The 22478-nt window shown below is 54.0% G+C and carries 15 protein-coding genes and 1 pseudogene; 5 read left to right on the top strand and 11 right to left on the bottom strand.

Annotated elements, in window-relative coordinates; all coding sequences use genetic code 11:
- Positions 1-17: 17 nt before the first annotated feature.
- Positions 18-1406 (top strand): 26S protease regulatory subunit, encoded by a 1389-nt coding sequence (locus tag BG842_RS30670; RefSeq protein ID WP_217493346.1) that lies wholly within the window; start codon positions 18-20, stop codon positions 1404-1406.
- 1309 nt (positions 1407-2715) lie between these two features.
- On the opposite strand, the gene BG842_RS19000 is transcribed toward BG842_RS30670, so the two are convergent.
- From BG842_RS19000 to BG842_RS18985, 5 genes and pseudogenes are all read right to left on the bottom strand, one after another.
- Complete coding sequence (locus tag BG842_RS19000) at positions 2716-3132, bottom strand: HalOD1 output domain-containing protein (protein WP_069451999.1); 417 nt, start codon at positions 3130-3132, stop codon at positions 2716-2718.
- Positions 3133-3159: 27 nt separating this feature from the next.
- A complete protein-coding gene (locus BG842_RS32815; protein WP_139136192.1) occupies positions 3160-3345 on the bottom strand; it encodes a hypothetical protein in 186 nt (61 codons plus the stop codon).
- 360 nt (positions 3346-3705) lie between these two features.
- On the bottom strand, positions 3706-6144 hold the full coding sequence (locus BG842_RS18990; protein WP_254663305.1) for a bacterio-opsin activator domain-containing protein: 2439 nt from the start codon (positions 6142-6144) through the stop codon (positions 3706-3708).
- Positions 6145-6447 (bottom strand): annotated as a pseudogene (locus BG842_RS33235) (PAS domain-containing protein); the annotation flags it as partial. It abuts the gene before it with no gap.
- Between the two features lie 1036 nt (positions 6448-7483).
- Positions 7484-8002 (bottom strand): ester cyclase, encoded by a 519-nt coding sequence (locus tag BG842_RS18985; RefSeq protein ID WP_083252637.1) that lies wholly within the window; start codon positions 8000-8002, stop codon positions 7484-7486.
- A gap of 229 nt (positions 8003-8231) precedes the next feature.
- On the opposite strand from BG842_RS18985, the gene BG842_RS18980 reads away from it, so the two are divergent.
- Complete coding sequence (locus BG842_RS18980; RefSeq protein ID WP_069451995.1) at positions 8232-9515, top strand: RNA-guided endonuclease TnpB family protein; 1284 nt, start codon at positions 8232-8234, stop codon at positions 9513-9515.
- Positions 9516-10205: 690 nt separating this feature from the next.
- Here the strand turns inward: BG842_RS18980 and BG842_RS18970 are convergent.
- The gene (locus tag BG842_RS18970) at positions 10206-10883 is read right to left on the bottom strand and encodes a helix-turn-helix domain-containing protein (protein ID WP_069451993.1); all 678 of its coding nucleotides are present in this window, start codon (positions 10881-10883) and stop codon (positions 10206-10208) included.
- A gap of 503 nt (positions 10884-11386) precedes the next feature.
- Between BG842_RS18970 and BG842_RS18965 the strand changes: the two genes are divergently transcribed.
- From BG842_RS18965 to BG842_RS18955, 3 genes are all read left to right on the top strand, one after another.
- Positions 11387-12676: an FG-GAP repeat protein gene (locus tag BG842_RS18965; RefSeq protein WP_342764821.1), complete on the top strand. Its 1290-nt coding sequence runs from the start codon at positions 11387-11389 to the stop codon at positions 12674-12676.
- Between the two features lie 681 nt (positions 12677-13357).
- On the top strand, positions 13358-15121 hold the full coding sequence (locus tag BG842_RS18960) for a hypothetical protein (RefSeq protein ID WP_217493345.1): 1764 nt from the start codon (positions 13358-13360) through the stop codon (positions 15119-15121).
- Between the two features lie 454 nt (positions 15122-15575).
- Positions 15576-16235: a hypothetical protein gene (locus tag BG842_RS18955; RefSeq protein WP_069451990.1), complete on the top strand. Its 660-nt coding sequence runs from the start codon at positions 15576-15578 to the stop codon at positions 16233-16235.
- Positions 16236-16354: 119 nt separating this feature from the next.
- On the opposite strand, the gene BG842_RS18950 is transcribed toward BG842_RS18955, so the two are convergent.
- From BG842_RS18950 to dgoD, 5 genes are all read right to left on the bottom strand, one after another.
- A complete protein-coding gene (locus BG842_RS18950) occupies positions 16355-16864 on the bottom strand; it encodes a VOC family protein (RefSeq protein ID WP_069451989.1) in 510 nt (169 codons plus the stop codon).
- Positions 16865-17303: 439 nt separating this feature from the next.
- Complete coding sequence (locus BG842_RS18945) at positions 17304-19307, bottom strand: glutaminase family protein (RefSeq protein WP_069451988.1); 2004 nt, start codon at positions 19305-19307, stop codon at positions 17304-17306.
- Between the two features lie 64 nt (positions 19308-19371).
- Complete coding sequence (locus BG842_RS18940; protein ID WP_069451987.1) at positions 19372-20169, bottom strand: SDR family NAD(P)-dependent oxidoreductase; 798 nt, start codon at positions 20167-20169, stop codon at positions 19372-19374.
- Positions 20162-21220, bottom strand: a complete 1059-nt coding sequence (locus tag BG842_RS18935) for a cellulase family glycosylhydrolase (protein WP_069451986.1) — start codon at positions 21218-21220, stop codon at positions 20162-20164. The genes BG842_RS18940 and BG842_RS18935 overlap by 8 nt, the downstream gene beginning before the upstream one ends.
- An 81-nt stretch (positions 21221-21301) precedes the next feature.
- Positions 21302-22456, bottom strand: a complete 1155-nt coding sequence (dgoD, locus tag BG842_RS18930) for a galactonate dehydratase (protein WP_069451985.1) — start codon at positions 22454-22456, stop codon at positions 21302-21304.
- Between the last annotated feature and the right edge of the window lie 22 nt (positions 22457-22478).

Below are 22478 nucleotides of genomic sequence, written 5' to 3'. Positions count from 1 at the left end.
GAAATAGTAGATAACTCATGGACGGTCCAGAAAAGATAACGTCCACCGCAGCGCAGAACAACTCCTCACACGCTCCAAAGAGACTTCTCAGAATTACAATCTCTACACTGGTTGCCCTGGCGTGCTATTTACTTATCCCAATTGGATTATTAGTAATCGCAGGCGAACTGACCTCAACCGCTGGTATACTCATTCCAGCGATTCTTGCTATATTTGCTATCTGGACCCTTCCAACCTATATCGCCGCTACAATTTATGATCTCACATGGCAAGCAATTCAGTTGGATATCCAAGAGATAGATACTGGATGGGTTCTTGGAGAGATTACTGGACTAATTTTGTTGACTGGTGTGTGGTTTCTTCCGCTCTGGGCCCATCTTTCCCCACAGCTTGCAGGAGTCTTGCAACTCTTCCGTGTTGCGCCAATGCTCGACGATCCATGGCTAATGGGTCTTAGTTGGATAGCATGCATTCCGATACAGTTGACGAGCTTTTCAGTAATGCTGGGATCCGATGAGGACCTCTCCAGAGAAACAAAGAAAAAGCGAGCACAATCCCGAGATCGTAGCCAACAGGAGAGGCAACCCAGAAAAGAACAAGAGCAGAGTCAGCACCAGAATCGCAACAAAGAGGCGATGACGGACATTCAATCAGATCTCACATTTAATTGGGAGTCCGCACCTACCACGACGTTTCGCGATGTCGGTGGCATGGACACCCTCAAACGCAATATTATGCGGTCGGTTCTTCGCCCGCTCTCCCACACTGATGCCGCCTACGAACGATTCAATGTCTCGCCACCAAACGGCATCCTCCTATATGGCCCTCCTGGCACGGGGAAAACGCACTTCGCCCGGGCGATTGCTGGTGAACTCGGCCATCCATATCTCGAGCTGAGCGCTGGCGATATCAAAAGCCGCTGGGTAAACGAATCCACCGAGCAAGTCAATCAGTTGTTCAATGAGGCCGCGCAGTTCGACCGCTGTGTCATCTTCGTCGACGAGATCGATGCACTCCTTGCTGGTCGTGGAAACGATCTTCACCGTGAGCATGCTCAAGTCGTCAACGAGTTTCTGGCGCACTTGGACGATGACGATCCGAGTTTTCTGCTCATCGCGGCGACGAACCGCGCGGATTTGCTTGATGAAGCTGCGACTCGTCGCGGTCGCTTTGATCAGCAATACGAGGTTGGTCTTCCTGACAAGGAGGCACGGAAGCTAATTTTCCGTGTTCGACTCCGTGAATTACCATCGAATCTCGATGAAGAGGATTTTGAAACGCTTGCAGAACAAACAGCGGATCGCAGTGCAGCGGATATCGTTGGGATAGTCGATGATGCGGCGATGCGTGCTGCCGAACGCGATGCCGAAGCAATCACAAAAGACGATCTCCTCGAGCATCAGTGAATATATAGGAATCTCCTATCTTTCTACGAGGAGAGAATCCCGCCGTTTACGGCAGGGAGGATGTCACAGATGTGCGATTGAATCACGGGGCGCTGAACGCGAATGGCGAACATTCGCCTACCGCTCTTAGCGGCTAGAACAGGAGTCCACGTGAAAGCCTCGGGGTCAAGCCCCGAGGGGTTTTATGCCCACTACGGGCTCAACAGACCTGAACTACAACGATGTGACTATTTGGTGGTCGTTGTAGTTCGTTCCCCTCAATTCCGTTTCTGGTAACGCGTGAATCGAAGATTCCCCGTTCATCTCTCGATTTTTTCGAGTAGTGATTCGTTCCGCTCGGTCAGCCGATAACCCACGCAGAACGACTACTATGTCCTCTCGTTTTGTGGCAACCACCACTGCATATGGTTCTGACTCTTGGTGCGTGTCCGTCTCATTAGACCGCTGTTGGTGCACTGCTGTCATGGGGGTGTTGTTAGCTATTACCGTGGTAGCCTCCCACTACCAACTAGCCATTTCGCTCTGAGGGTTATAAAGATTATATAGGGCATCAAATATGATTAGGAAACCATCAAGAACGCCTGTGACGATTAGGCGGGAACAGTCCTGTCCGTCATTCCACCCGACCACCAGTCTACCGCTGAATGGGTATGCTCCTACAGATCGAACCCTACACCGAGACGAATTTTATCTCACTGGACGGTGACCGGTCTATCGACAAACCTTGGAATCTCGCAAAAAGTGACCTTGAGTGCAGTCAGGCGACATCCTCTCTCCCGATAACTGCGGGGTTGCCTTGCTCTCGAAGAGAGTATCTCGTTTTCCCACACCGAAGAAGGATAACTAGACCTGAATCGTCACGATGTGATAATCCGATGCAGATTCTCGTGGGCCTCCTGTATCTGTTTTTCTGACACCGCATGGACCGAGGAGTCTCCGTCCATCTCTCGGTTTTTCCGAGCCGCGATTCGTTCCGCTTGGCTAGCGGATAACCCATGCAAAACGACGTCTATCCCCTCCTGTTTCGTGGCTACCACCACCGCGTACGAGTCCGTCTCTTGGTGCGTGCTCGTTTCGTCGCACCGCTTTTGATGACCTCCTGTCATAGTGTCACTGAATTCCTCCCCCGGTAGTCTCTCTACTACCAATGAATCTCTACACCGCGAATGGTTAAAAATCCTTACATAGAATCAAATGTTCATATTTGGTTTAAAACAATTCCTCTGTATATGTTGTGCGAGCTCCGGCAGCAAATCAGTAGGTCGGTTACTGTGTACTGAAGAGAAGAGCCATATTTTCCATCCGACACTCACTGGCTGTTGTGTTCGTAGTACGAATGTATCAGGCGTCTCATACCAGACATGTGGGGACTTGGCGGCCGTAGTGCTGCGTGCAGAAGAATAATTGTCTCGAGAATCAGCAGTCGACTCGGCTCCCCCGCCTTCTGCTTGCGGAGTTCGATGACGCCATCGGCAAAGACAGTCACCTCATACCCTGCAAACACGAACCAGACGTAACCATCTTCCCGGTCGCTTCTATGCTGAGACTGAAAAATCGCGTCGAGAGCATCCGGATTGAGAGCGCTATATAGTGGTATCATATCTTGTGTTTCAATCCCCTCAACGGCCGTAATCAGCATTACGATGCTCGTACTGAACGAGTCTCCGCTTTCAAAATCAAGGTAAGCGCGATACACATCGTCAGTTGAATCGTATTCGTACTCCATCAAATTCCCCCTCTCCTATCGAGAACACTAAAGGTGGTCGGTGAGTTCGAGAAACTGCTCAATTGCATCGAGGGCCTCTGTCTCTCGTAGTACGACGGTTCCCTGCTCACGGTCGTAGTCGATTAGTCCCTTGTCCGCCAACTTCGGTAGGTGAACATGGACGAGTTTGGTCCGAATCCGATGAGAATTCTCGTCCACTGTGTCTGTGACCATTCGGTCAGTCTCCCAGATGACCAAACGGCGGGCAAGCTCATCAACCGTAATCTCATTTTCGGGAGACATATGCGTGAGGATGAACCGGCGGTGAGGACTCGCAAGTACGTCAAACAGCATCGTGGCTGACAGAGTAGTATCTCGCCGACCAGCCAGTTCGATAGTGCTCTCTCTAGTTTGTCTCCCAGTCATAGTGTGCCATTCAGACGAAGGGGGCGGTTTGGAAAGTATTGGGTACCTACGTGTTTTGATTCGTCATTTCGGACTGTCATTTTGATAGACCGAGAGATAACTCCGACACTATGCTAGCGAACGCCTACGGCGTTAGCCGTGGGTAGAAGTCAACGACCCACCGAGAACTCAATTGGAGGCGTCATCAAAGAAGGCCGTCGCGAGTTTTCCCTGCGCCTTCCGCAGGTGTTGATGGAATGTCGCCGATGAGATGCCCATCGAATCTGCAACCTCTTCGGCCGTATTCGCGCGTGGCCAGTCGAAGTAGCCTGCGAGGTGGGCCGCCCGGAGTGCCGCCTGCTGACGGGTCGTCAACTCCTTTCCCAACTGTTCACGGTATTCGCTGGCCGTCCGAATCGGCCGTTCGATCTCCCGCTTCGCGACGAGGTCGACATCCGGGTGGTCGACGCGAAGCGTCTCTACGAGTGACCGAATATTGGCATCGTGCGGGACTTCGACTATCACTCGCTCCTCGCCGTCTGCTGCTCGAGTCGACCGGACGTTTGCGCCTGCGTCGGTCAGCGTCTCTACGAGTGACGACGTGAGCGTGAGGGCGATCACTCCTTCGTTGTCATGCGACGATACCAATCGACAGTCGATGACATCCGAATCGTCCGCGACCAGTTCGACGACACGTTCCGGTGGGACGTCGGTCACTCTGGTATAATAGAGGTAGGCACCGTCGGAGGTTGGGACGGTGCCTTCTAGTGTGAGCGTGCAGTCGACACGCTGTGAGAGGTCAGCAAGCAGGGCGTTCGGTGCAGTCACCCGGAAGGTTAATTCAGTTACTGAGTCGGCCGCCAGCAGCTTTTTGCGCTCAATAGCATTGATGACGAACCCCGTGGTTTCGCCAAGAACGTCGAATCCCGCTGCCTCCCGTTCGCTAAACGCGTTTGGTCGACTCGCGTAGACGACTAACAAACCGTAGCTGGATCCACCGTACTCCAGCGGGACAGCAATACCGGAGTGGATACCACATTCGTGGGCAGCCGTCCGAACCGAGTCAGGAAACGTCTCGGCGTTCGGGATGTCTCGGACGACGCGAGATTCACTGTCTCGGAGCGTCGCAGCTGCTGGCCGTTCCCATTCTGTCTTGTCAGCGACGGCCCCGACGTGTTCGTGGAACCCCCCGTCGTCACCCGCCTGCGCGCGTGCGACAACGCCGCTGTTCAGATCACGCTCGCCAATCCACGCAAACTGGTAGAGATTCGTCTTTGCGAGTCGGGTGCAGATGGTCTCTTCTACTTCCTCGCGAGATGCCACAGAGACGAGCGCTCGGACGAGGTCGCGGATGACGACGTTGATACGGTTCAGCGTTGCCAGTTCGTCGCGCTGCTGAGCGAGTTTCTGTTCGTGCTCTCGGCGTTCAGTCATGTCGCGAGTCACCTTCGCAAATCCGCGGAGTTCCCCTTCTTCAGTTCGGAGTGCTGTGATAACGACGTTCGCCCAGAAGAGTGACCCGTCGGTGCGTACTCGCCATCCCTTGTCCTCGGTGGACCCGTGCTCGACGGCGTCTGCAAGGTTCTGCTCTGGGACACCGCTGGCAACATCCTCGTCGGTGTAGAACGTCGAGAAGTGTTCGCCAACGATTTCCTCTCGCTCGTATCCCTTCACCTGTTCTGCCCCGGTGTTCCAGCTTTGGACAATCCCCTTGGGGTCAAGCATGAAGATGGCATACTCCTCGACACCCTGAACGAGCGACTGGAACTGCTCTTTCTCGCGACGGAGTGCTTGCTCGGTCTCCCGTTGGTCGGTCACGTCCGAGATGAATCCCTCCAGTGCGACGAGGTCATTTGCTCGCATGCTACTCCCGTCCGCGCCGTTCATGACGTCAGCGCCTTCGGTTGCGTCCACTCTGTCTTCGTACACGCCACGGCCCTGCTCCCATACCCATCTCGTCTCCCCGTCTGCGGTTCGGATGCGATATGTGAGTTCGAAGCTCTCCTTTTCCGCCAGCGCGTCCTGTACTTCCTCCCACACTCGCTTGCGATCCTCTGAGTGGATCACGTCATCGCCCCACGACACTGTCCCCGATTCAATCTGATCGGGATCGTATCCCGTCAATTCGTGACTGCCCTCGCTGACGAATTCCATCGGCCAGTCCGGTTCGTTCGCACATCGATAGGCCATTCCCGGCAGATTCGAGATAAGCGTCGCCCGCATCCGTTCGCTCTCTCGAAGTGCCCGCTTGGCTGCCTCCCGCTCGGCGATGTTTCGTCCCGTTCCGACGTACCCGACGAGGGTTCCCTCACTGTCTGTGAGACGCGACGCATTGAACTCGTACGGGATGTGTTCGCCCATCTTAGTAACGAGCGCCGACTGGCGTGTCTCGATTTGTTCCCCTTCAAGTACTTTATCGATCGCGTTGGCAATCATCTCGCGATCATCCGGTGGCACGAAGTCGAGCGGCGTCATAGACGCAAGCTCAGCATCGTCGTACCCCGTTACAGCCGAGAGGCGGTCGTTCCACTCGAACAATGACCCGTCCATGTCGAAGGCGTAGAATATGTCCGGAACCGCGTCGTGAACGTTCTCACCACGCAGCGAATTGCGCTCACGGAGGAACACCACAAACTGTGTCTTGCCATTCTCGATAGCACGTACTGAACACGACAATGGAACCTCTTCGCCATCCGCAAGACAGCCTGTCAAGTCAAGCAATGACCCATCCGTCGCCGTCCGCTGTAGCTTCGACGAGTCTGGCCACTCTGTGAACAGTGAGTCCACGCGCTCTCCGAGAATCACCTTTGGGGTAAGACCGAGCGTTTCACCGAACGAACGGTTGGCATAGGTCACCAATCCATCCTCATCGACGACCATAACGGGATTCGGAGATTCGTCGACGACGTGACGGAGAATGGATTCATCCATGGTTCCGCAACTACAGTTGGATGGAAGGTTACACTAGAACTGTAAATATTTTTTTATTTATCCAGTTTATCCGCGAATAGATTAAAATATCCACAAAATCGATAGAATATTCACTAACCTTGAGTCCAGATGAACGACCTGGTTTGTTTGAAGTTCGATTTACGACGACCAGAATATGTGTGTGAAAGTCTGAGTTACGTATTCTCGAGAATCGAGATTTGGACCGATGGGCCGCTGCAAGATACAAGGCAAGTATCTCGCACTCCAAATACCGCTCACTCCTCATCGCTGTCTCAAGGGGTGACGGAAAACGTGATAAATACGCCCTCTCGGTCTCGGTCACTTGCTGTGACTCCAAGAAAGTCCAATCCCCTTCAGAGCGACCAGTACGTACACATCACCACACATCATCGTGCATCCGACACTCGTCACTGCTGTTGGCAATTGGTGCATATACGGTGATGCAGGTGGTCGCGTCGCTACTCCAGAGTCACAGACGGATGAGTTCGCTGGCGAACAGCACGTGTCGTTATATTGACTGGACGACGAGCCAGATGAGGATACCGAGAGCGATGAACGTTGTGGCGAGCATGGGATTTGTCTGCCAGAGACTAAAGCCACCAGCGATGAGTGCAGCAGGGACACCGGCACTTCGAACACGATCATGGACTGTTGGGCGTGATTTCGATGTCATATGAATCCTCCTGAGGGCGTGGCCCTCTCCAGCTGCATTATTACGAACTACTCATTAAAGAATATAATTTGTCCTTATCCAGGGTGGAAGTAAACGAAGCTAACGGTCGGCGGACGAAGCGCAAGAAAAGAAAGGAATGACGTGGGTTCCTTGACGATATACGGGTCTGTGGTTCTCTTCCAACCAGAGTCCGGCGGCAGACCCCGGTCCCGATGACGGACCTCGCTTTCAGCGAGTGTTCCTCTCGGTCGCCGGAGGCTGACTGTAGCGTTGGAATGTTGTCGAAGCATCAACTGGTACGCAATGGGGCATCGGTTCGCGAAAAAAGCGTTCTCGGTCGACTCAGGCCTTACGCCCGGTGCGCTTGAGAACGTCCTGTTTGGTGAGATTCAGCGTCGTTTCGAGGAAGCTCGCGAGGCTGAACTTCTCGGGGATGACACCGAGTTGCTGCATGAGACCGAGCGCGTCCCAGACGGCCCATCCTTCGACGACTTTTCCGTTCTCGAATCGGTGAATCATGATGCCCGGGACCGGGTCGCCCGCCTTCCCAGTCGGGGGAACCCCCATGAATTCTCCCTCGTGAGTGCCGACGGCGGTGAATCCGATGGCAATCATGTCCTCTTCAGCGAACATGAACTCGACGTCCATCTCGAAGTCCGGGAATCCGGTTCGCACCGCACGGATAAACTCCTTGAACCCGTCGAAATCGACAGGCTCGTCCTCGAAGCCGAACCAGTGTCCGGTGTACGCTTCGGACACCATGTCGCCGATGCGGTCAAAGTTGCCCTCGTTCCAGACTTCCGTCACAAACTGCTGTTCTTTGGCTTTCATCTGATCGGTCGTGTGTGCTGTAGTTGTCATTGTACTGCGTCATAAAATACGACTGACAAGATGAAAAGTATCGTTTCACTTTCTCATTCGGTGAGAAACGAGGATATAACTCTAGAATTATAGATTGAACAGGCGCAATACCACGGTCTTTAGGCCGTGGATACGCGCCGTAAGCTTGTTTACACACCCGCCGTCGATGGATGGGCCGGATATTCCACGCGAATCGGTAGTATTATGATTTCATGGTCCATAACTGGTTATGAAGGCAAAATCCAATGCGAACATCCGAACATTCGAAGCTACACTCACAAACAAACAACAGGTGAGTGACGACCTCGACCAGCTCGGATGGGCCGCGTCCAAACTCTGGAACGTCGGTCGCTACTACACACAAGAACGATGGGATGCTACGGGCGAGATTCCCGATGACGGGGAACTCAAATCCGAACTCAAAGGCCACGAACGCTATACGGACCTTCATTCTCAATCCAGTCAGCGCGTTCTCGAAGAACTCGCTGAAGCGTTCACCGGCTGGTTCGGTAAGCGTCGCAACGGCGACAGTCGTTGCCGACCACCCGGATTCCGCAAACAGGGGGATTCACACCCACGTTCTACCGTGTCGTTCAAAGCGGCTGGCTTCAAGCATGATGCACAGTATCAGCGCGTTCGCCTCTCGAAAGGTCGCAACCTCAAGGAACACCGATCGGACTTCATTCTGTGTGAGTACCAAACTCGTCCAGATGTTGACCTGACCAAGTGGGACATCCAACAGGTTCGTGCCGTTTACAAGCGTGACGAGTGGCGGCTTCAATTCGTCTGTCGAACCATAATTGACCCGGAACCACCGGGCGACGAAACAGCCGGGATTGACCTCGGTATCTGCAATTTCGTCGCGCTTTCGTTCGGCGGCGAGTCGATTCTGTTCCCCGGAAACGTCCTGAAAGAGGACGAATACTACTTCGGGAAAGAGAAAGCGAAATGTGGCGATTCCCGGTCTCGGAAACGGATGCGGATTGACCGCAAACGCACCGACCGACGGTCACACTTCCTCCACACACTCACGAAACACATCGTTTCAGAATGTGTTGAGAGACGCGTCGGAACGATTGTCATCGGTGACCTCGGTGGTATCCGTGACGACGAGAACGGCGACTCACGAAATTGGGGAACGCACGGGAATCTCGACTTGCATGGTTGGACGTTCGACAGGTTCACCACGCTACTCGACTACAAGGCCGAAGCCGAAGGTATCGAGGTTACGCTGGTGTCGGAACGAAATACGTCGAAGTCGTGTTCGGTTTGTGGAACGGTCGATGGCGACCAGCGGGTTGAACGTGGGTTGTACGTCTGCGACGAATGCGAGATGGCGATGAATGCCGATGTGAACGGTGCTGAGAATATTCGACAAAAAGTAACTCCGAGTCTTGTCTGTGATGGAGGAGATAGGAGTACCGGCTGGTTGGCACAGCCAGCGGTTCACTTGTTCGACCGTCGTGAGGGCCGTTTCGCCCCACGAAAACAGGTTGTTAACCGCGAACCCTAATATCCCAACCGCGGTCGGGATTCCCGCGTCTTTAGGCGCGGGAGGATGTCAAGCGGTCTCTGAAGTGACTGTAACCGGGAGACAATCACAAGAAAGCGGTCGCTTGTTCTCACGGCGTCGCACAAATCGATACGCCCACATCGCGGAGCTGTTTGGAAACGGTCCCCGGCGGACGGTAAGACGAATCGAATACGACATGGTTGTCCGCCAAACCGCTATCGGACGTCCGGATAATCTGCCTACTTGTCGTGTGGGGTCGACTCGGTGGTGGCTGTCTCGGTAAGCGATTCCACGTGAGAGAGGAGTGATTCTAACTGCTGGTTCTCAATATACTGCATCTTCTGCGTCTCCGCATCGTAGGTGATGAGGCCAACATCTTGCAATTTCGGAAGATGCACGTGATGGAGTCGCTGCCGTAGGTGACGTTGTGACTGGTCGGCTCCAGTGGTCTGCGACTGAAGGTGATCGACGAGCTTAGCAACGGAACAGTGGGTCTCGGAGTCGGATGACAGGTACGAAAGGATGTGACGGCGCTGTGGGTCAGCGATGACTTTTAATATGTCATCGATGCCTATCGAGGAGCGTTTCGCGCTAGTGGGGTGTTCCATCGTCCATGCACAACACCGTTATCCTCATCAGCAAAGGGGTTGTTATAACCGGATGTTTATAAGTGGAAATGGGTGCTACGAGTCAACCTCGGTCGGTGGTATCATCCGCGTCGAGCAACGTCTGTTCGAGCAGAGCTTTGTTTCCGCGTCGAATCCGTTCGGAGAGCGCCTGTTGACTGATGTCCAATTCCTTCGCCAAGTCGTCGAGCGTTATGTGACTAGGTGACTCGAAATAGCCATGCTGGAGCGCGAGCAGTAGTGCGTCGCGCTGCTCGTCGGTGAGCGATATCGCTGGTTGGGTCTTTCCCACCTCCCGGAGCGTATACACACGCCCGAGCGTGTAATCGACGTCGTTGTCCCGTGAGTAGTTGTGGAATGCAGAAAGGTCGTCATACGACGGAAAGAGCAACTCAAATGACCAATTCTCGCCGTCGTATCCGTGTGCAGTGCGGATGATTCCGTCCGTCTCTTGAAGCCCTTCGAGGAAGGCTTCGTCGGGAATCTCCCAGTTCAGCAGATAGAGGATGCGGTCCTCGATACGGTCAAGCTCCGAGAGGTCGGTAACGTACGGGCTGTCTAACACGCGTCGTTCGAACTCCTCGGCATCGAAGTCCTCACCCCACGCCCAGAACAGCGGGACAACGTTTTCACCGACCGGGACGACCCGTTCGAATTCGATGTGGGTGGTTGTCCCAACGGTGAGGAGTTCTCCCAGTGGGAAGTCACTCGGACTCATGCTGAGTTCTGTAACGACCGCCATGTCTTATTTCTCGGTACCTGAACGGATTTAGTAATTCTGGCAGAGGGCTACCAAGAATTCGCAAGGGGAGGATGCGAGTGTTTCGTCTTATCTGGAATGAGGTTGTCCAATTCGTACCGCGTGTCAGGCTCAACCGAATGACCATCATATTCTTTGTCATTTTCCCGGTCAGCATATTCGTCGATGGGCTGGGTTAAGTCGGCGTCATCCGGTAGGATGACATCTTTGGTGGCGAAGTACTGGACTCGGGGTGTTCAACCTGATTAAATTCGCAAAACGAAGAGGTTAGCCACTGTGCGAATTCCCATTCCCGGATTTTGCACACCTTCTGATTCTATCTATCAATAGAGGCCCATAAATTTATATGTATAAAAGAGATCCAATTAATCCAGCCAATAGTGATTTGTTATGCGGAGAGGGACATCGGATGAGATTACGATGAACAGGTCCCCTCGGACGAACCTGATGAATCACCAAAGACAACCGAGACACATAGGGCTGTCATCTCGCGACGGTCGCTGCTGCTGACCGGTGGTACACTTGGCCTTGCCACGCCAGGACTCAGTCTGCGCACACTCGCCAGTCGCGGACAGAGAGACGAACAGAACGAAACAAACCCGAATACTGATTCCCTGCAGGACGCACGACAGGACTCATCTCTTCAGAAGCTCACCCCCAGCGACGGTGATGACAACAACTTCTTCGGTTACTCGGTCGCAACAAGTGGCAATACGGCGCTCATCGGCGCAAGCTGGAATGACGATAGAGGGGACCACTCGGGATCAGCGTACATATTTCGGTTCGATGGCTGCCAGTGGGTCGAGGAGCAGAACCTCACTGCCAGTGACGGGACTACCGATGACGGGTTCGGTACTTCGGTCGCAATAAGTGGTAATACGGCTATTGTCGGCGCACCAGGAGATGACGATAACGGGGAGCACTCGGGGTCTGCGTACGTATTTCGGTTTGACGGCTGTCAGTGGACCGAAGAACAGAAGCTCACCGCCAGCGACGGAACTGCCTACGACATATTCGGTGTTTCGGTGGCGATATCGGATGGCGTTGCGCTCATCGGCGCCTCCGACGATTACGATAACAGGAATCGGTCGGGGTCGGTCTACGTCTTCCAGTTCGACGGTAGCCAGTGGACTGAAGAGCAGAAACTCACCCCCTACGACGGGACTGCCTACGACGGGTTCGGCCATCGAGTGGCGATATCGGCTGACGTCGCGCTCATCGGCGCATACGCTGATGACGACAATGGGAAGAACTCGGGGGCGGCGTACGTATTTCGGTTCGACGGTTGCCAATGGGTCGAGGAGCAGAAACTCACTGCCAGCGACGGCGTTGCCTATGACAAGTTCGGTGTTTCGGTGGCCGTGTCGGCTGACGTTGCGCTCATCGGTGAGTACGGGAGTGACAAAGGAGATACCTTGGGGTCGGCGTACGTATTTCGGTTCGACGGTAGCCAGTGGGTCGAGGTGCAGAATCTCACTGCCAGCGACGGGACTGCCGGCGATAAGTTCGCCCATACGATGGCATTGTCGGATAACACTGCACTCATCGGTGCATATGGTGATGACGACTCCGGGACTGACTCAGGGTCGGCGTATGTATTTCGGTTCGACGGTAGCCAGTGGACCGAAGAGCAGAAACTCACCTCTAGTGAAGAGATTGCCAACGACTGGTTCGGCTATTCGGTGGCGATGTCGGATGAAGTCGCGCTCATCGGCGCATTTAGAGATCACGACAACGGGAACAACTCGGGGGCAGCGTACGTATTCAACCTGTAGGCAAATCGGATCAGTGAACCGGTCACACTGTGACCGTGACGCAACTCCTTCCGGTTGATTACGATTGTGATGGAGATGGCCTGTTCGAGAACCTGGATGCCGACGACCCCCCTCCGCGGAGAGTCCCACTTCTAATCAGGGAGAACGGTGAAATCCGGATTCAACACGTCTCTGTCCGTTGAGCTGTGTCCTCTTATTCTACCATTGTAATCGACATCGGTAGATAACGCTCTCTCTGTACTGCTGGCCTCAATAGTGAGTTCAAACTACTAAAATGTTGGATTGGAAATAAATTCTATAAGTTAATATTATAACTATTACTGGAGTAACCTATCCTTGTCCTCGCCGAAATCCATATTCAGGCACCCAATAACAAAGAAGAATTCCTCTCTCTAATTTCTCGCTATGAGAAAAAATGATGCTGTTACCGATGTTGATAGAAGGAATTTCCTGAAAGGAATCACGCTGAGTGGAACCAGCCTATTCGGGGCTGGAGGGCTAGCTGCGAACGCCGCTGGACAGACGGACAGCGCGGATGAGGAAGCGACCATGAATAATACCACCCAAACTACCGCTGACGCTGTTGTCAGCGTCGACCCTTCAAGTGCGACCGACTGGACGATCAACGAGCGAATCTTCGGGAAATTCATCGAGCACAACGGACGAGATGCCTATCCTGGAATGTACTCCGATCACGTCGCCAACGGGTCCTTCGAGGTATGGAATCTCCCAACAGCGGGCGATCGGACCGCAGTGTTGTACCGCGACACACCGACTTATGACGATATCGCGTACCCATGGGAACCAGTCGAAGAGGCGGGGACCATCGACTTTGCACAGGCCACTGGTGGAGATCACGGACGCGAAGCCGAACCCGACCTGGAGTCTGGCTCGGGCGTGCCAGCAGACAAGCGTCCATCCCCGTCGGGAGTGACCCAACCACGCTACCAGCGTATTTCGCTCTCAAATGGTGGCGGGACCGCTCGGGGCGGTGTCAAACAACGGACGGCGCTGCCGGATGACCGGACGCTCGAGTACGAAGTCGAATTCTCAGTTCGTGGCTGGTGGACGAATACCTGTGAGGTCCGCCTCGAGTCACCCGATGGGAGCATTCAGGCTTCCGAAACGGTCTCTATGGGTTTCGGATGGGAGCGAAAAACGGTCACGTTACAACTCCCTGACCAGAGTGGACAACGATACCAGGGGTCGCCATTCGGCGAATTCGAGCTCTCACTCGTCGTTGAGGGGAGGGTATGGGCCGATCTCGATTGGGTCATGCTTCGAGCGGGTGATGCCATCAACGGGAAGTTCAATCCGACAACAGTAGAGCTTCTCGACGAGTACAACGTGACGAGTCTTCGCTGGCCTGGCGGCAATTTCGCGAGTCAGTATCACTGGCGAGATGGGGTTGGACCACTCGAGGACCGACCAGTCGTTCCGAACGTGAACTGGGGCGGGCTCGAACGGAACTATCTCGGGACCAATGAGTTCCTCGAGTTCTGTGAAATCACCGACATCGAACCCATCCTCAACGTGGGGTTCTGGTCGGAAATTCCACCGGAAGAGGCGGCCGACTGGGTCGAGTACGTGAACGGCGACCAATCGACGGAGATGGGGCAATTACGTGCGGACCATGGCTATCCCGAGCCATGGAATGTGACTTCGTGGCAAGTCGGTAACGAGGTCTACGGGCAGTATCAGATCGGCAATACCGATATCTACGAGTATGCCGACGAATTCCAGACCTATCAGGCTGCGATGACGGCGGCTGACTCGGAAATCGACGTCCATGCCGTCGGTATCGACCCAATGTACACCGATTTCTACGATGGGTCGGGCGATACTCACCTGGGAGAGCCACCGATCTGGAATCAGGAGCTGTTCGAGATTGCCGGACAGTCGGTAATGAGTATCGACATCCACCGCTACGTGCGGGGAATCGTCAATCGTGCAGCTCGTGAAGAGTGGCTAGACACAAACAATACTGACCCTACTGGTTACAACGAGGTGCTCGTCAACTTTCCCAGTGAATTCGACCACCTCATGCAAGAGGTCGTCCAGGAAGCCAGCCAGTATGGGATTGATGGACTCCAGATCGACGTTGGAGAGTGGAATCTCCAACCCAATGTGAACGCTGGGTGGCCACGAGCGGGCTATCCCACGATGGCCCACGCGGCCTTCATGGCGAGTATGTTTACGACGTTCATGCGTCGTGGCAACGCCGTTTCGATGAGCCATATGCGTGACAATTCCCTGTTCTGGCGACCGTATCCAATCGACTTCCGGCCGGTACCGCCCGGGATTATGCGGCACAGACCTTCGCGGAACCCTTCGTGGAAGACGGCATGGACTGGAACCGCGTCTCGACAGCCATCGATGGCCCAACCCGTACGATTCCCGAGACCGGCGTCAGAATCCGCCGGATGGAAAATGTGCCATACGTAGATACGACAGCCATCCGAGATGCGGACAGTGGGTCGCAGGTGGTCGTGTACAGTACAAATCGTGACTTGCAAGAGACCTATACGACCGAAGTCGATGTCGAGGGCTGGTCGCCCACGAGTGATTCGTCTTCAGCGCAAGTTCCGGTCGTTCTTCAAACACCGACGAACGACGATCCGTTTGCACGACAGACGAGCTGGACGACGACGAATGGATTCGACCGAGAAACCGTCCAACTGGAGCCCAACGCAAACGGCAATATCGAGCTGACGATGCCCCGGCCTCAATCGCGAAGCTCGAATTCACGCTTCCCTCGAACCCACTCTCCACCCAAACCATCACCCAAGACCAGCCGAATCGAGACGTCTGGCACCAAGCCGATTCGGATACTCAAGGGTCTCGCGTTGTCATCGCCGAACCACTCTCGTACAACGGTGGTCAACCCGCGCATATCCGCTTGCGAAACGTCATTGAAGGGAGCTTCGAATACAAACTCGAAGAATGGGAATACCTCGATGGGTCGCACGTCAGCGAAACGTTCCACAGTGTCGCCGTCGAACCGGGTGAACAGACACTCCAGTTGGCGGATGACACCTCGTTTCGGGTGAAAACGGGAACCGTCGATGTCAACACCAGTTTCTCATCCGTCTCGCTTGGGAACTTCTTCGGCGCGGAGACGCCGATTGTACTCGCACAAGCCCAGACGTTCAACGGGGCAGACCCCATCGTCACGCGGCTGCGAAACATTTCCAATAGTTCGTTCGACGTGCGGCTCCAAGAGGAGGAAGCAAACGGCGGGCACACGACAGAAACGGTCGGCTACGTTGCACTTCAGCCAGCAACGGGCGTTCTGTACGGGCGACCGTTCGAAGTCCAACAAACTGGAACGACGGTCGACGAGAATTGGACACAGCTCACTTTCGACCAGCAGTACGACCAACCGCAGTTCATCGCCGCTATGCAAACCTTCAACGGGTCGGATACGGCGACCCTCCGCTATCGGAATCTCTCCGGCACCGGTGTCGAGGTCAAAGTCGAAGAAGAACAAAGTGCGGATACGGAAACGGCGCACGTGAACGAACGCGTCGGGTACCTCGTTATCGAGGGCTCTACGTAAGCTGCCCCATATCGACCGTCGGAGGTTCTTTATGTGGAACCGAGTTTGCTGAATTCTCGTTCTTACTCCCCTTCGTGACGCACATTCGATGATGGTCGATACTCCGCCAATTGCGGCCGTCACTCGGGATACGTGCGATCTGGCTCTGGGAGCGCCTCGAGATTTGCAGCCGTCTCGAAGATAACGCCGTTTAGTTCCTCTTCGGTATCGAAGTACCAGTACTCGGTACCGTTGAATTTGCCACTCTGGATGACACCCATTCCCGCGTCTTCGAACTCCTCGATAATCGCCTCTGTATCATCGAAGGCGAAACACGCGATGTGATGGAGCCCCTCACCGTGTTCGGCAAGGTGTTCAGTGTAGAGGCTCTCACCCTCAAGGGGTTCGATGAGTTCGATCATCGTTCCGGCTAGATCTGTGATCGCCAAGGCCATCGAATAGTCGTGTTCCTCCCCACGAAATGTCGTCTCAGTCAATCGAGGAGATTCGAAGCGATATACCTCCCATGGCCCAACACCTAGCAATCCGCCAAACCGATCCATCCCATCGTCTAAATCTTCGACAACGAACCCAACTTGGGTTAGTTCTGGAATCTCGACATCGAGCTGTGGTGTGCTGTCAAGTACCATGATATATACAAGATTCACTACGACTTACCTCTTTTTCTGGATTTGAATATAGTCTCTTGCTCCCCGACGTATCTCGTCACTGGATAAACGGTCCTCGTATTACATATTATCCACTCCTACGCAGGCGCTCGTCGCAACTCATAACGGGACACAATGAGTATGCGCCACAGGTTTTGAGCTTTTCAGCGAGAGACTTTGATTGATTTCCTCGGGTTGCTGCTTTCCGATCCACCCTGGATGCGTTCCAAGTATATCCTTGGGTTCGATACCTCCTTCGAGAAGTACGACTGCCCGAACAGTATTACTGGCATATCTGACTATTCAGTATTACTGGTCAGACTTCTCCTTGTTGGGAACCCCAACTCGTCTGCAAAGACAAATTCGCTGTCGAGGACGCTCTCGGCGGCAATACCGCTGGCATCGAATTTGGCACAAGCAACTATTCTTGTGAGTTCAGCAGGTGCTTTTCATGGCTGAGAAGTTTCAGGAACAGGCCGCCAACTACGGACCGGTGTTGAAATCTACTTCGCTCGGCCGTGTCCGTATCATACCAATCAGCAAACGGTACTCGGTCGTGTGTCTCATCCAAAAATTGCCATAGAGGGTCGATCAACTGTTCGAAGTCCGATTCGTCATCAGCGAGTGTTGCTGCCCATAGAAGCCAGTCGGCTTTCGTGTATGTCTCTCGATTGTCCAAGGGAGTTCCATACTCGTTCTGTTCTTCGAGATATTTTTCTACCTCCCGTTGAGCAACATCGTCATCGAACAAGTCCAGATCAAACAGGTCGTTCCAAACTAAATTGTATTTAAGACTCCACGTCCCAGGCCTGTCGAATGTCAATCGGAAATGCTCACCATCATCAGCATCGTGAGTCCAGTCTTCGGCCATCTGATTTGCGAGGGTCAGGTACTTCTCTTGGCGGTCTTCATCGCCACGAAGGTCGCATAGTATGCCGTAGCTCGCGATACCAAAGATCGCCTTTAAGGAGAGATTTACGTTGTGTGCGAGATGTCCCGCGAAGTCATCCGTACAGAGTTGTTCACCCGGGTCAAAGCCGTTCTCAACGAGATACTCCGCCCACTGTGTGAGTAACTTCCAGTTATCATCTGCAAACGACGAACATCCGTCCCGGAGACAGATTGCTGCAGTTGTGATGAGTATGTTCCCACATTCTTCGATCGGCATCTGGTTCTCAAGCACCAGTTCGCCATCCACAGTACGATACGTTTGGCCGTTCGCTTTTGGATACGTACCGACGTCGTGTGGTGCGAATTCGTAGGGCCAGTCATCAGTTCGGGCATAGCGGAATATCGGCCGAAGCATTCCTTTGACGAGGTCGGGAGCATACAACAAGAAGAGTGGAATAGAAGGGTACGTCACATCGACTGTCGCAATACAGCCATTGCTGAAACATTCCTTTGAGAAGAAAAGCGGTGTATCATCGTATTCAACGAGTGTATGTGCAGCTATCGCTTGACGATACGCGAGCGCCGTGATATCTGCGTACGTCTCTCCACCCGCAGAGCGACACCGTTGTTTCAATACTGAGTCGAACTCTGCACATCGTTCTCGCAGAGTAGGAAAGTCAGCAACAGCACTGGTGAGCATCTCTGTCACCGTTTTTCCGTTGCGTCGCCAATACGGCTGGAGGTTTTCTTCGAAATATTCGATAGCTTCCCGTTCGTCATAGGCGACCGTAAGGAACGTTTCCCGTTCAGACGTTGCTCCGACGTTCATCTCAAAGACACATGCCAGTACTGGCGGTGTATCGCCAACTTCGGTAGGTCCGCTAAGCGAATCCGACTGGGACAGCTGACCAGTCGAAACGAACGTATCGCGGATGTCTGTTGTCGAGACAATCATGTCTGTCGTCAAATCGCTCGGAGGGAGAAGATACAGATACCCCCAGTCGATGCGTCTATCATCACCACTATGTCCGTGTATCTCTTGTGTCGTAGTACCGATTTGCAGTGCTGGGCCGACATCCGGGATGGAGATTCGATTTGATTCGATGGTTTGTTTTCTATCATCGACACACCACTCACCAGTCACATCAAAATATATTGATATATAATGAGATTGTCTATCTATCGAACGAGTACAGAAGGAGACATATGTCGCCGGCCGAGCGAGAATCTCGAAGTCCTCGAGCAGGAGTGGTGAGATAAATTCGACCTCGAGTTCAATACCAGCTGCTCGAAACGAATATCGTGTCGTGGTCGGTTGAACGGTCACATTTGTTTGATCCATCGTTGGAATTTCACCGTGTTCTCCGGCAAACCGGTAGGGACGACCGTCGATAACCGCGAACCCAACGAGACCGTTTTCCGCTCCAGTCCAGTGGATGGTTGTCGACTCACCAAGATGCTCTGTAGGCGACCAGACACTGAAATAGGGATGATGGGTGACGAGAGGCACAGCTGGTGGTCGGAGCGAACTCATGCGAAGTGAAACCAATAGTAACTGTATAAATGTACCGAGTGTGAGTCAGTTTGGACTGAACTCGTCAGAGATTCCGTTTGTACTCGACAAACGTGTGATCCTGCATCACTGCAGTGCGGCCACCATCAACGAGAAGACTTGTCCCGGTGATGAATGCAGCTTCTTCACTCGTCAGGAAGGCTGATGCAGTTGCGACGTCTTCGGGAGTTCCGATGCGTCCCATCGGATGCATCTCTTCGACTCGCTCACGCTCATCTGCAGTCAGTTCCTCCTGCGTCCGGTCCACTTCGACCCAACCGGGATTGATTGTGTTCACGCGAATCTCGAGCGGGCCGAGTTCGAGAGCGAGTGCGCGCGTCATCCCGTTGATGCCAGCCTTCACTGCATTATATGGGAACAGCCCAGGCATGGTCAGATAGGCGTGGTTTGAGGACATGTTCAGAATCGCACTGCCAGCAGGCATATGCTCGACAGCGTACTTCACACACAACCAGAACGAACGGAAATCGGTCTCTAGAACGAATTCCCAATCGTCAATCGTCGCGTCAGTTGCAGTCGTTTCCGTTTGCACACCAGCGTTATTCACGAGAACGTCTATACGACCAAATCGGTCGGCTGTTTGCTCGATGAGCGCTTCGATCTCTGCTGGGTTGCGCATATCTGCTTCAATGAACATCGCCTCACCGCCCTCCGAGCGAATCGACTCGACGACGGCTTTGCCTTCTTCTGCCGACCGACCGGTAATCACGACAGTTGCCCCCTCGCAAGCGAGACGCCTGGCAATCCCGGCACCAATCCCTTTAGTTGACCCTGTGACGATTGCGATGTGATCGGCATGTCGCACCGAGTTGCACTCAGTCATCGTTTCCTTCCGGTAGTGAAATCGATTCTCCCGTTCCAGTGTACTCGCGGAACAGTTTGACTTCTTCTGGTCGATAAGGTGTCCCGTCCGTATGGAGGACGTCGTGGAACCACGTCTCGGTGTCCTCATCCTCGATGGCTTCGGCAATCGACGTCTGTGCTGTACTCCACGGGAGGTGTGTCTGCGTTTTCCCGTTCACGAATCCCCATGTGTAACATCCGATGTTTTTCTCCTTATAGTAGGGCAAGTGCGTGCGAACGTGATTATCTCGGGTTCGTGCGAGCCACTCTGTACAGAGAAGTGGCCGGTCGTATTCTTCGAGAGTCTCGAGCCGTTCTTTCGTGAACGACAACTCGCTGTAGTCGTGAAACGAGACGATATCCGCGTGTTCACTTCCGATTTGATTTTGTTCGGTCCGGTTCGGATCCCAGTTGACTCCCGCGGTGACCGGTTGTGTCGGATCGGCCTCACGCACCCAGTCAAAGGATTCGCGAAGGAGCGGGAGTGTCTGTTTCCCCATTTCACTGTTGCCGGGTTCGTTGTACACGTCCCAAATGAGGACTCGCTCATCCGTCCTGAATGTACTCACGATGTCACGGACGTAATCGGCCAACTGTGACCACGTCGCGCGGTCGACTGCCCGCTCGTGGCCAGGACTTGGCGTCCATTGGCTGTTGTGTGTATTCGGGAGCGGCTCTTTCTGCGGCCCGAGATACGGCTCGTCGCCAGAGAACCCAACATCGTCGAAAAAGACGAACATCGTCGATATGCCATGGGAGTCGGCAATATCGAGATAGCTGTCCATGCGTCGTTTCAATCCGTCTGGATCATCCTCCCAAACGAGGTACTGCAGGAATACTCGTGTAGTGTTCATTCCGACAGCACTGGCCCAGCGAAGTTCACGGTCGATGGTTTCCGGATCGAACGATTCGGCTAGCCACATCTCGGTTGGGTTGACCGCGGTGCTGGGCAGGTAGTTACACCCGACGAGCCAGTCTTGTTTGTCGTACCAGTTCCATGCTTTCTCTTTGCTCCAGCGATTGGTTGTCATAGTTTGCGAATACCTGTGTTGAACCGTATCAGGGTGCGTTTTGCGTGCGATGCATCGGGAGAGTGGTTCGAATCGACACGATTACCATTCGGCGACGCTGCCGTCGTTGTGCCGCCAGATGGGATTGTGCCAGTCGACGTCCATCTCTTCTCGCTCACGAACGTACTCAAGATCGATGTCGATGCCGAGACCCGGGCCACTAGGTAGGTCGACATAGCCCTCATCATAGTCGAAGACGGCGGGGTCAACGAGGTAGTCTAAGACGTCGTTCCCCTGATTATAGTGGATGTCGAGGCTCTGTTCTTGGATGAGTGCATTCGAGGCGACGGCATCTACCTGTAAACAGGAGGCGAGCGCGATCGGCCCGAGTGGACAGTGCGGTGCCATCGCGACATCGTATGCTTCAGCCATTGCAGCGATCTTTTGTACTTCTGTGATGCCGCCAGCGTGGGAGAGGTCTGGCTGGATGATATCAACCGACCCATTCTCGAATATCTCTTTGAAATCCCACCGTGAGTACATCCGTTCGCCCGTCGCGATTGGAATCGATGTTTGTGCCGTAATCTCGGGAAGCGCGTCGTTGTGTTCCGGTAAGACTGGTTCCTCGATGAAGAAGGGGTCCTCCGGTTCCAATGCCTTCGCCAGACGCTTCGCCATTGGTTTCGTAACGCGACCGTGGAAATCGACACCGATGTCGATAGTCGGGCCGACACAGTTGCGTACTTCTTGAAGCCGATCAACGGCGTCTTGAACGGCACTCGGGTTATCAACACGTCGAATCTCTGGTGTTGCATTCATCTTCAGTGCGGTGAATCCGGCGTCAACTTTCTCTGCTGCTGCCTCGCCGACGTCACTCGGTCGGTCGCCACCGACCCATTGGTAGACGCGAACCCGGTCGCGTACAGGACCGCCGAGCAGGTCATACACTGGTGCGTTGAAGTGCTTGCCCTTGATGTCCCAGAGTGCTTGGTCGATGCCCGCTATCGCGGACATGAGAATGGGACCCCCTCGGTAGAAACCACCCCGGTACATCGTCTGCCAATGATCCTCGATTCGAAGGGGGTCTCTACCGAGCAGGTAGGTGTCCATGAGTTCTTCGACCGCGCTGCGGACGGTGTGAGAGCGTCCTTCGACGATGGGTTCTCCCCAGCCAACGGTGCCATCACTCGTCACGATGCGGAGGAACAGCCATCGCGGCGGCACCTCAAACAGTTCGTAGTCTGTGATTCGTGTCATGGTTGTGTTTGTATGTATGATA

The sequence above is a fragment of the Haladaptatus sp. W1 genome, assembly GCF_001723155.1.
Lineage (GTDB): Archaea > Halobacteriota > Halobacteria > Halobacteriales > Haladaptataceae > Haladaptatus > Haladaptatus paucihalophilus.
Note: the sequence above shows the minus strand (reverse complement) of the source record. Positions and strands in the feature narration are given on the sequence as shown.

Coding starts and splice junctions, on each gene's coding strand:
- BG842_RS18980 (WP_069451995.1), top strand. CDS start 8,232: ATGAAGGCAAAATCCAATGCGAACATCCGAACATTCGAAGCTACACTC.
- BG842_RS18940 (WP_069451987.1), bottom strand. CDS start 20,169: ATGACTGAGTGCAACTCGGTGCGACATGCCGATCACATCGCAATCGTC.
- BG842_RS30670 (WP_217493346.1), top strand. CDS start 18: ATGGACGGTCCAGAAAAGATAACGTCCACCGCAGCGCAGAACAACTCC.
- BG842_RS18945 (WP_069451988.1), bottom strand. CDS start 19,307: ATGAGTTCGCTCCGACCACCAGCTGTGCCTCTCGTCACCCATCATCCC.
- BG842_RS18935 (WP_069451986.1), bottom strand. CDS start 21,220: ATGACAACCAATCGCTGGAGCAAAGAGAAAGCATGGAACTGGTACGAC.
- BG842_RS32815 (WP_139136192.1), bottom strand. CDS start 3,345: ATGGTCACAGACACAGTGGACGAGAATTCTCATCGGATTCGGACCAAA.
- BG842_RS18985 (WP_083252637.1), bottom strand. CDS start 8,002: ATGACAACTACAGCACACACGACCGATCAGATGAAAGCCAAAGAACAG.
- BG842_RS18950 (WP_069451989.1), bottom strand. CDS start 16,864: ATGGTACTTGACAGCACACCACAGCTCGATGTCGAGATTCCAGAACTA.
- BG842_RS19000 (WP_069451999.1), bottom strand. CDS start 3,132: ATGGAGTACGAATACGATTCAACTGACGATGTGTATCGCGCTTACCTT.
- BG842_RS18960 (WP_217493345.1), top strand. CDS start 13,358: ATGTACTCCGATCACGTCGCCAACGGGTCCTTCGAGGTATGGAATCTC.
- dgoD (WP_069451985.1), bottom strand. CDS start 22,456: ATGACACGAATCACAGACTACGAACTGTTTGAGGTGCCGCCGCGATGG.
- BG842_RS18970 (WP_069451993.1), bottom strand. CDS start 10,883: ATGGCGGTCGTTACAGAACTCAGCATGAGTCCGAGTGACTTCCCACTG.